General features: G+C 39.3%; 6 protein-coding genes. 2 read left to right on the top strand and 4 right to left on the bottom strand.

Going from position 1 to position 11,291, the window contains the following annotated elements; all coding sequences use genetic code 11:
* Nucleotides 1-227 precede the first annotated feature (227 nt).
* Nucleotides 228-1,370, top strand: coding sequence for a 1-acyl-sn-glycerol-3-phosphate acyltransferase (locus F564_RS0104520; protein ID WP_028121567.1), 1,143 nt, complete (start codon nucleotides 228-230; stop codon nucleotides 1,368-1,370).
* A gap of 119 nt (nucleotides 1,371-1,489) precedes the next feature.
* Nucleotides 1,490-1,702, top strand: coding sequence for a hypothetical protein (locus tag F564_RS0104510; protein ID WP_028121566.1), 213 nt, complete (start codon nucleotides 1,490-1,492; stop codon nucleotides 1,700-1,702).
* Between the two features lie 564 nt (nucleotides 1,703-2,266).
* Here the strand turns inward: F564_RS0104510 and F564_RS19825 are convergent.
* The 4 genes from F564_RS19825 to F564_RS0104480 form a co-directional block, all read right to left on the bottom strand.
* Entirely contained in the window at nucleotides 2,267-4,756 is a 2,490-nt protein-coding gene (locus F564_RS19825; protein ID WP_028121565.1) for an AsmA family protein, read from the bottom strand.
* Nucleotides 4,757-4,968: 212 nt separating this feature from the next.
* On the bottom strand, nucleotides 4,969-6,390 hold the full coding sequence (locus tag F564_RS0104495; RefSeq protein ID WP_154656804.1) for an efflux transporter outer membrane subunit: 1,422 nt from the start codon (nucleotides 6,388-6,390) through the stop codon (nucleotides 4,969-4,971).
* Nucleotides 6,391-6,599: 209 nt separating this feature from the next.
* Nucleotides 6,600-9,770 carry an efflux RND transporter permease subunit gene (locus F564_RS0104485; RefSeq protein WP_028121563.1) on the bottom strand — a complete coding sequence of 1,057 codons (3,171 nt, stop codon included), beginning with the start codon at nucleotides 9,768-9,770 and terminating at the stop codon, nucleotides 6,600-6,602.
* A gap of 167 nt (nucleotides 9,771-9,937) precedes the next feature.
* Nucleotides 9,938-11,098 (bottom strand): efflux RND transporter periplasmic adaptor subunit, encoded by a 1,161-nt coding sequence (locus F564_RS0104480; protein ID WP_028121562.1) that lies wholly within the window; start codon nucleotides 11,096-11,098, stop codon nucleotides 9,938-9,940.
* Nucleotides 11,099-11,291: the final 193 nt, after the last annotated feature.

The raw sequence follows: 11,291 nt of genomic DNA, 5'->3' as shown, positions 1-11,291 counted from the left end.
TGTCCTGATAGTTTACGAAGCCGAGTAATGAGATCTTGACAGATCATTATTCGGTCTGCAAAATAAAAAATAAACAGTATCAATCATCTTCGTTGATCACCTATTATGAACTGCTTTAATGGTGGCTCGGCATTTGAAATCAATTAGAAAATTTCTATTCGTGAGGAATCGTAAGGTGAGTTCGATAAATTTTCGTTTTTTTGCAAATCCTTAATTTAAATAGAACTATGTCGAAGTTTGATGAGATCAGGCCTTTTTATGATGATGAAGTTAATGCTTCTTTGCAGATTGTCGCAAGGCATCCAATGATGAAAGCGTTAATGAGTTTTACATTTCCTGATCGGGATGAAGATTTTTGGATCAATGAATTCAAAAAAATCCATTCTATTAATGATTTTCAAAGCCAGTTTATTTCTCAGACTGTTCTTCAGATTCTTGAAAGAAGTTCCGAAGGTTTGACGACTTCTGGATTTGAAAATCTGGATAAAAACCAGTCTTATCTTTTTATTTCCAACCACAGAGATATCGTTTTGGATACCTCATTACTGAATTTAGTTTTATTAAATGGCGGCTTTGTAATGACATCATCGGCCATTGGCGATAACCTGGTGAAGAAACCATTTCTGCACATTTTGGCCAAGCTGAACCGCAATTTTTTGGTTCAGAGAGGGGTCTCCATTAGGGAACAGCTGAGCAGTTCAAGAACTTTATCAGAATATATTTATAGCCTTTTGATACAAGAGAACCGCTCTGTATGGATGGCACAGCGAGAAGGACGGGCCAAGGACGGCAATGATATGACCCAACAAGGCGTCTTGAAAATGTTGGCAATGTCTGCTGGCGAACGTTCTCTTACCGAGTTTTTTAAAACTTTAAAAATCGTTCCCTTATCCATTTCTTATGAATATGATCCTACCGATTCTTTGAAAATGCCGCAACTGATGGCAAAATCCAGGAATGAACTCTACGTCAAAGACGATAACGAAGATTTTACGACCATGCTGAGTGGCGTTTTGGGTCAGAAAAAGCGCATCCATCTCCACGCAGGCAAGATTCTTGACAAGGAGCTGGACAACATTGCATCTCAATGTGACAACAAAAACAGACAGTTACAGGCTATTGCCCAGATTATAGATGATTCTATTATTCAGAATTACAGGCTGTGGCCTACAAAATATATTGCTTATGACCTGCTTCACAATACCGACCGGTTTGCTATGCATTATACAGTGGACGAAAAACAGTTGTTTGAACGCAGACTGGACCTGCGAATCGACAGTTCTGATGTGGATTTGAAACAGCGTTTTCTGGAAATGTATGCCAATCCGGTAATCAATAAAATGAAGTATGAAAACAATACTTCTGATTAGCTTTCTGTTCATGGCTTTCTTTGGGATTTAATTTGGAAATAAGGTAGACTGGTCTCAATTTGGCAAAGAAATTGTGTGGTGTTAAGTAATTAGTAACAAACAATTTAAAACCAACCATTATGAACATTTCTTACTATGATTTCAAAAATCTACCCAATCAATCCCAGTGTGACATTGTTCTGAACCAAGGTCATCTGATGACCGAAACAGTCAAAGATGAGTTGAAGTTTGTACTCTACGAGATCTCATCGTTTTCCGTCGAACTTGTTTATAGCAAAAACAGAATTGCGGCAATGAACGTTTATCAAAATAAAGCAACTTACGCCCACTGAAAATAGAAAAACACGATCAAAATCTGACCGTGTTTTTTTATGGTAGGAAAGGTGATGGTCCGGAATTGGTAATCCATTGCACGCACTTGATTTTTCTCGGTAAAGTTTAGACCTTCGTATCTCAAAAACCATTGTTATTGAAAAGTATTGGTGTGACCTTTCGTTAATTATTTTGTGGGAGGACGTTTGGATGTGTTTATGACGAGACTTAGAATGTCAAGAAACAAAAACACAGGATCAAGTTGACATCTGTCTTTGGCGTTGCGTTACAAGCAGCTCTTCTTCGCTTACAGACCAAATAAAGATTGTTCCAGATAGATCCATATCAATTACTGGAAATGCCTTTCCAAACAGACCAAATGACCAATAATGGTAGGTTGATGATGCCAAAGAGAAAGTGCTTTGTCGAGAGTTTAAGCATTCCTACCTTTCCTTTTTCAAAATAGACAGAACGAATGTAAACATCAAAAATTTTCATATATTTTATTTTTTAAGGATATATCAAAAATAAGTCCTTATGAATGATTTTTTATTAATTAATTGTTAATTATATAATAAGAAAAATCAAATGACGTATTTTTTTAGTCCCTCCATAATGCCCTGCCACAGCATATTAAAAAAGCTTTTTTCTGGATCACGTTTTTTCTCGATAACAACGTGCGTAGGCTCACCCTTGGATTCATTTTTTACAAACCAATTGGCAACAGTGGACAGGACTTTTCTCTCATTTCCTTTTTTGTTGAGAAGATTGACGTACATATGATCATATTTAAAATAAAATTTTCCTCCAATTCCTGCATCGTTTCCATAATAATCAAATTTCAAATAGTCGATATTTCCGTCGAGTGTGACATTCAGATACGGTCTTACAAACAGATTGACATTCTCCGCAGATAGTTTTTGGATATTCCCTTTGATGGTGAATTCGTCCTTCATATTCATCACATCAAATGTCCATAATACATTGGTTTTCGCACTTTTGTAAAAAGCAAAATTCGCATCTGCAGTGATGACAGTCGGTCGTCCTTTTATTTTTCCATTATTGACGTTATTGATCAAAATCCTAAATTGGTCAAAGGTGAGTTTCCCCGGAATGTTCCCATTCTCCGCATCTTCCTCGTAAACAAGCGCAGAGTTTCGCATAGAAATGGTTTTGATGAACATTGGCATCTTGACATTCCTCAGCTTTTTACTGAATAAAATCCTTGGGTCGTGGTCATCTGCCGGCGCAAGATCGTGGTAGATGTTACAATTCAAACCATCAATCTCTACCTTATCAATATCGATCAGTGTTTTTCCAAACATATTAGAATTTCTATCCGTGATGGCCATGTGTTTCACAAAAATCGTATAAAGGTCAGTTTCTTTAGTGATCACTTTGCTGAAGCCGGCGCGAGAATATTTGGGAATATAGTTTACTTCTTTGATGTCTGTTTTGTTGCCAGAGTTGTGCAGGTTGGCAATTTTTAGGCTGTAATATTTTCCGGCATCCAAAGTAATTTTCTGCGCAGTGATGGTTCTTTTTCCGATGGTAAACGGATTGCTATTTTTAAAATCTGCGGTGGTGGAGGATAACTTTTGTAAGTTGATGTCGAATTTTTTAACCGCTAATTTCTGTTTTCCTAGTTTGGTTTGGGTGATTTGTCCATCAGAAATGGTAACGTATCCAATCTTTGCAGCAAAATCGGGTAGTGCAGCAGTGGATTTTTCCGGTTCTGATTTTTGCTGGTGATGCGAGGCAATTATTTTAATATCTGGTGATTTGATTTCTATACCATCCATCAGGATATTCAGTGTTTGACCGGTATATTTTGTTTGATTATGGATGATTTTAATTTCATCTGTATTGATATTGAAAAGATCTTTATCAGCAGATTTTACCAATGCCGAAACCTGAACTTTTTCAAACAGGATGTGAGAATCGTGCGAATCGATTTTTTTAATTCTGACAGCCTGAAGTTGATTGGCTTTAAAGTAAATATTTTCCGCCTCGATATCGTGATTGGTGAAGCGGAAAGGGATTTTTTCTTTCACTGTGTTTTTGTCGAAAACAATACCGCTGAGTTTGAAATTGAACTGATCTATCGACGCTGTTTTGTCAAGATCAGATTGCAGAACCACCATTTTCCCTTTCTCGAAACTGATGTTTTTCAAGCCGATTTTTATATCGATCTCTTTCGGATTGTTCTCCTTTTTGACGGTGTTTTTTCCTGTGGAAGTGACTTTGAGGTCGGGGTTTTTAAAGATCATATCAGCAACGATCAAAGAATCCTGACTGATGGCGAAGTCCTTTGCCAACAGATTTTCGGCATAAAAATCAAAAATGTTTTTCGCATTGTATTTTTTTGGACTCTGCAAAGGTTTCAGATGGAATTTTTTCAGTTCCAATGTTTTATTGGCTGCCAAAATCTGATCCGCATCTACTTCATAAAACTCATTGACGCCAATCTTGACGCGTTTTGCATCGATTTTAAATTCCGTAAAAGCAATCGGGATTTTAGAATCGTTATCGCTTTGTTTGATGTCTTTTAGTTTGATATTGATGTTTTCTCCTGCAAAAACAGGTTTTCCGTCCGCATTTTTGATATCAGCAAATACATTGCTAATCAAGATGTTGTTGATGTGGATGTCCGTCGTCTTTTTCTGCTTCTTCTCGCTTTTCTTTTTCGGTGCCAATCTTATATTGATTTTAGAATCAGTCAGTAACAGTTGATTGGCGTGATAAGTTTTGTGAAACAGCGCTTTCCAGATCGAAAAATCGTGGATCTCTACCTGCTTGATGGTACCGTTGATTTGGGTGACAGAAAAGTCTTTCGGATTTTTAGTGGAAATTTTCAAATCATTGGCCGTGAAATTCCCTTTCAGCAAACTCAATGAAAAATCTTGAAGTTCAATCTGGTAAGGGGTCTTTTCATTGATAACATCCGGAAGTTTCCGTTGCAGATAAAAATCAAAGGCAAAAGGAAATGCCAAAATAAGAACAAGAATCGTAATTCCTATTCCCCAAAACCATTGTTTCCGCATGTGTTTTTTATCCAGTAGTTTTTCGTCCATCAACTCATTTTTTGTCAGTTTCAAATCTACACAAAAGATGTTCCAATATTTTAATATCTGCTTTGTATCAGCGGAATTAACTGGATTTTCTATCTAAGTATTTAAATTTAAATGATTATGGATAAATAGATTGCAAAACAAATGGCCGGAAAGTGCTTCCGACCATTTCTGTTACCGAAGTAACTTTTAACAAAAAATAACATACACTTTCTTTATTTCCATCCGCCTCCTAGAGCGCGATACAGATCAACAATACTGCTGAGTCTCTGTCTCTTGATAGAAGCCAGATTCAATTCTGCCTGTAGTGCGTTGGCCTGAGCCGTGATCACTTCCAGGTAATTCGCCATTCCGCCTTTGTAAAGCAGTTCGGCACTTTTGATGCCGCCTTTCAACGTAGTCGCTTGCTCAGAAGCTTTCGCTTCCTGTAGTTTCAGGTTCTCATTGGAAACCAACGCGTCAGAAACTTCACCAACAGCATTTAAAACCGATTGACGGAACGCTAAGACATTCTTTTCTCTTTGGATCTTCGCCACAGCCAAATCCGTTTTCAGTTGTCTCTTCTGAAAAATGGGCTGCGTCATTCCGCCTAAAACAGAACCGAACAATGACGCCGGAATCTGAAACCAATTATCAATTTTGAATGAATTCACGCCACCGTTTGCAGTAATTTTCAATGCAGGATACAGATTAGCCTGAGCAATTCCTACCAAAGAATTAGATTCCAGTAAAACCAATTCCTGCTGGCGGACATCCGGACGGCGGCTTACCATTGCAGCGGGTATTCCGGCTGAGATATTCTGTGGTAAAGACGAGTCAGACATTTCAATGTTCCTGCTGATTTTCGTTGGATTTTCCCCCACCAAAATACTCAGTGCATTTTCCTGAATGGCGATATTCTGTTCCAGTTGCGTCATGAGAAGTTCTGTGGATTCGGTTCTGGCTTTTGCTTGTTGAACGCCAAGAGACGTCGTTTCGCCGCCTTTCCAGATTTTCTCAGTCACATCCAAGGTGTTTCTGCTGAGTTCGAGATTAGCTTTCGCGACATTCATCTGTTTATCAAGCATCAAAAGATTGTAATAGCCTTGTGCAATGGCCGCAACAACCTGTGTTTGAATGGCTTTTGAAGCTTCATAAGTTTGTAAATACTGAACTCTGGAAACCTCCTGCTGGTTTTTGATCTTGCCCCAAATATCCGCTTCCCAACTTAGGTTAAAGGCCGCATTGTAATCTTCAACGTGACTTTGACCAAGAAATAGATTCAGACTTTGCCCATTCATACTGTTTTTGGATGGTCTGGAAATCTGTCCCGAAACTCCAAAACTGATGTCCGGATATTGCAGATATTTTGACTGATTCAATCGTTCTTGTGAAGAAGCCACTTGTCTCAAAGCGATCTGCAAATCATAATTGTTCTTGATGCCTTTCTCGATCAGGTTTTGCAAGATGGGATCTTTGAAAAACTGTTTCCATTCCAAATCTGCAATGCTCGCTGTGTCAGCCGTTGCCGTGTATTTGAATGTCTCCGGCAACTCCGCACCTACTTTGTCTAAAGCTAATTTTGGCATACAGGAAACCGCGCCTCCTGCGACAATTACTGCCACCAAAATCTCTTTTATTTTAGTTATGATGTTCATTTGTTTTCTTTTAGTTTTAAATTATTAATGTCTTATTTTGGGCAGCTTTTGACGCCATCGAATCGCTATTTATTATTTTTTTTATGGCAGCTATTTCCGCCTTCCATTCCCGCTTTTTTGCTCGTCGTACCTCCTCACAAAAAGAGCTCCATTCAAGTCGGGCTGCGGTTTTGTCATAAAAACCACGCATCAAATTTTGATTCACCTTTTTAAATATAATTCAAAGCCGCTTTTTCTTTTTTAAGTCTGCGTTTCTTTCTGCTAGGCATTTTCTCGTGCAGATATTGGAAAATCACATACATCACCGGAATGATGAAAATTCCAAATACAACACCCGTGAACATCCCACCAACTGTACTGATTCCAATTGAATGATTTCCTTTCGCCGCCGCACCTTGCGACCAAACCAATGGCAACATCCCGATAATGAAAGCAAATGACGTCATCAAAATCGGTCTCAATCTTAATCTCGAAGCCTGTAAAGCTGATTCAATTAAAGTCTTGCCCGCTTTACGTCGCTGAACGGCAAATTCCACAATCAGAATCGCATTTTTTGCCAGTAATCCGACAAGCATAATCAGTCCAACTTGGACATAAATATTATTATCAATGCCAGCCAAACCTGTAAAAGCATACACTCCGAAAATACCCGTCGGAATTGTCAAAATGATGGCGAAAGGCAGAATGTAACTTTCGTATTGTGCAGCTAACAAGAAGTACACAAACAAAATACTCAACATAAAGATGAAGGCCGTTTGTCCGCCGGTTTGTCTCTCTTCACGCGTGATGCCTGTCCATTCGTATCCGTAACCTCTTGGCAAAGATTCCTTAGCAGTTTCTTCCACCGCTTTGATTGCATCTCCGGTACTGTAACCTGGTTTCGGTGTTCCATTGATTGTTACTGCATTAAACAAATTATTTCTTGTAACAGTTTCCGGTCCGAACGACCTTTTTAAAGTCACTAAAGTTTTTACCGGAACCATTTCGCTTTGATTATTCTTTACATAAATGCCTTCAAGCGAGTTCGCATCCGTTCTGTAAGGAATATCGGCCTGAGCCATTACTCTGTAATATTTCCCGAATCTGTTGAAATCTGAAACGAAACTACTTCCGTAATAGATCTGCATCGTCTGCATCAAGTCGCTTACTGAAACGCCTAGCTGATTGGCTTTATCCGCGTCAACCTGAATGGTATACTGGGGATTTCCTGCTGCATAAGTCGTGAATGCAAAGGCAATTTCGGGACGTTTCATCAATTCTCCGATGAAAGCCTGAGTGGTAGTTCCCAATTGCTCAAAAGAACCGTTGGTTTTATCCTGGAGCATAAATTCGAAACCGGAAACGTTACCAAAACCTTGTACCGTTGGGAAGTTGAAAAAGAAAGCACTCGCGTCTTTTATCTGAGATACTTTTCCCGTCAATCCCGCTGCAATCTGATCCGGATCTTTCACGTCGCCCCGGTCTTCGTAATCTTTCAGTTTGATAAAACCAGCAGAGTAGGGCGATGCATTGGCATTACTGATGAAATTCAGTCCATCTGCTACCCAAAGATGTTTGGTTGCTTTTTCGCCTTGTACGATCTTGTCGATCTGTTTCGTTGCTTTGTTGGTTCTTTCCAATGAACTTCCCGGAGGCGTATTCACGGCATATAAAACGAAACCTTGATCTTCCGTTGGGATAAATCCTGAAGGTGCTTTATTAACCAGGAAAATGGTGATAGCTGTGATCAATACAAGTCCGCCAACGCTCACCCATTTGTTTTTGATTAAGAATTTAAGACTGTAAATATATTTTTTGGTCAGATTATTAAAACTGGTGTTAAAAGCGTTGAAAAATCTCGCTCCAAAACCTGTTTTTTGATGGTGTTCGCCGTGTTCTCCCTGAGGATCATTGAGTAAAAGGGCACACAAAGCTGGACTTAATGTCAAGGCATTGACGGCTGAAATCAAAATCGCAATCGCCAAAGTAAAAGCAAACTGTCTGTAGAAAACACCCGCTGGTCCTTGCATAAAGCCAACCGGAACGAACACGGCGGACATCACCAAAGTAATCGAAATAATGGCGCCCGATATCTCACTCATCGATTCTCTGGTGGCCTGATCAACTGGTAATCCGGTATGTTCCATCTTAGAATGGACAGCTTCCACAACCACAATCGCATCATCCACGACAATACCAATGGCCAGAACCAATGCAAACAACGTCAACATATTGATGCTGAATCCGAATAAATTCAGGAAGAAAAATGTCCCGATAATCGCAACCGGAACTGCAATCGCCGGAATCAAAGTGGATCTGAAATCCTGAAGGAAAATATAAACAACGATGAAAACCAAGATAAATGCAATGACCAAAGTTTCCACAACCTGATGGATAGACGCATCCAAAAAGTCTTTGGAGTTGTACATAATGATCGGTTTTACACCTTTTGGAAGCGTTGTTTTGAATTCTTCAACCTGTCTTTCAACTTCAGTCAAGATTTCATTGGCGTTAGATCCGGCAGTTTGAAGAATCGCAAAACCTGCTACCGGCTTGCCATCAACTCTGTTCGCAGCGGTATAACTGTAGGATCCGAATTCTACTCTTGCGACATCTTTTAATCTTAAGAACGAACCATCGCTATTGGATTTGACAACGATATTTTCGTAATCTTCATTCTTGTTTAGTTTACCTTTGTATTTTAAAATATATTCGTAAGTTTCCTTACTTCCTTGTCCGAACCGTCCCGGCGCAGCTTCAAGATTACTGTTTTTGACTGCAGCCAAAACTTCCTGAGGAGACAAATTATTGTTAGCCAAACGGTCTGGTTTCAGCCAGATTCTCATGGAATAATCCTTAGACCCGAAAACCTGAGCCTGGGCAACTCCAGGAATACGCTGCAACTGCGGAATGATGTTGATCTTCATATAGTTCTGAAGAAAAAGCTCGTCATATTGTTTAGGATCGTCACTCGTGATTCCCATAAACATAATGAAACTGTTTTGAACTTTCTGAGTCGAAATCCCTGCCTGAACAACCTCTTGCGGAAGCTGGCTCATCGCTTTGGAAACTCGGTTTTGAACATTTACTGCGGCGTTATCAGGATCTGATCCCTGTTTGAAAAAGATACTCAAAGTCATCGATCCATCGTTACTGGAATTGGATGTCATATAAGTCATATTCTCCACACCATTCACGGCTTCCTCGATTGGGTTGGCTACGGAACGGGCCACAACTTCGGCATTTGCTCCGGGATAAGAAGCTGTTACCTGAACACTTGGCGGCGCAATATCGGGGAACAATGTAATCGGCAATTGGAACACCGAAAGCAATCCCAATAATAATAAGATGATCGAAATAACCGTTGAGAGTACCGGTCTTTCTATGAATTTTTTGAACATAAGAAGTATAGTTTTAGTTTGCTGTTAGCGGTTTGCTGTTAGCGGTTTGCTTTAAAAAGCGTGCTTCAATTCTTGTAAAAGCTCAGGTCTATAAAAGTATTTGGTTAAATAATTTCATTTTTTTAAATCGAATTGGAAGGCATTAGCAAGAAGCCATTTGCCATTAGCTAAAGAGGTGTTGATGTCAATAGGCTGTCAGAAGAGATCATTTTGGGTTTGATAGCGGCGCCGTCTTTTAGGTTGCCCAAACCTGTGAAAACGATCTGATCGCCTTTTTTAAGTCCTTCGGAAATGAAATAATAATTGTCAGTTTTTCCAGAGATCGTGATTGGTTTGCTGGTCACCGTTTTATCTTTCCCAAGAACATAAACGTAAGTTTTGTCCTGAATTTCGAAGGTCGATTCTTGTGGGATGACCACGGCATTTGATAACAGTTGAGGCATTCTTACTTTTCCTGTGTTACCACTTCTCAAAGTTCCGTTTGGATTGGGGAAGGTGGCACGAACGGTGATTGCGCCTGTGCTTGTATCGAATTGCCCATCGATCATTTTCATTTTTCCCTTTTCAGGATACGTTGTATTGTCCGCAATGATGAGATCAACCAATGGCATGTTTCTCATTTTTTCTTCAAGGGTTGCACCTACATATTTCTTTTGAAAAGCGATAAAATCGATTTCACTGATGGAGAAGTAAGCATAGATCTCACTGATGTCCGAAACGAAAGCCAGTGGAGTAGCGTCGGTTTTGGAAATCAAACTTCCTTTTTTGTAAGGAATTCTGCCGAGATAACCGCTGACAGGTGCCGTGATAGTTGTAAAACCATTAGTAATCCTGGAGCCACTCAAAGAAGCTTTTGCCTGAGCTGCTGTTGCCACTGCTACTGCGTAATTGGCTTTTGCCGTTTTCAGCTGAACATCAGAAACCACTTTTTCTGCCACCAAAGTGGTGAGCCGGTCAACTTCCACTTTCATTTTCTGAATGTTGGCGTTGGCCGCTTGTAGATTGGCACTTGCCATATTCACCTGTTCGCCGTAAGACCTGGAATCTATTTTGAATAAAGGCTGTCCTGCTCTTACGAATGCGCCTTCTTCCACAAAGATTTTGTCCAGGTAGCCATCAACCTGTGACCTGATCTCGACATTATTCTTCCCTTCCAAAGCGGTGGGGAATTCCTGAAAAGTAGATGTGTTGGATGTAATGACCGTATAAACTGGTAATTCCGGTGCTGGTGCCGTTGTTCCTGCACCTTCTGCAGCCTTGGTACAGTTTTGTAAAAGCAAGATACTTGATAAAAGTATGATCATTTTTATTTTAGTAATAGTTTTCATTTTGAAGTTTGAATTTTTAGAATAAGTTAGCTGTGTTCTTAATAGTTTTGTAGTTATTTTTCCTAACAGTGTTAATGATTTGTTCAAAAAAATATAACATTCCGTTTTGCTTAGATTTTTGTTTCCATAATGGTTTAATTTAATATGATTTAAAATATGATTTAAAATAGTTAGTATATCTAACAGTGTTAAT

The organism is Epilithonimonas tenax DSM 16811, from assembly GCF_000428485.1.
GTDB classification, from domain to species: Bacteria; Bacteroidota; Bacteroidia; order Flavobacteriales; family Weeksellaceae; genus Epilithonimonas; species Epilithonimonas tenax.
The sequence above is the reverse complement of the archived record's forward strand: the minus strand, read 5'-3'. Positions and strand labels throughout refer to the sequence as shown.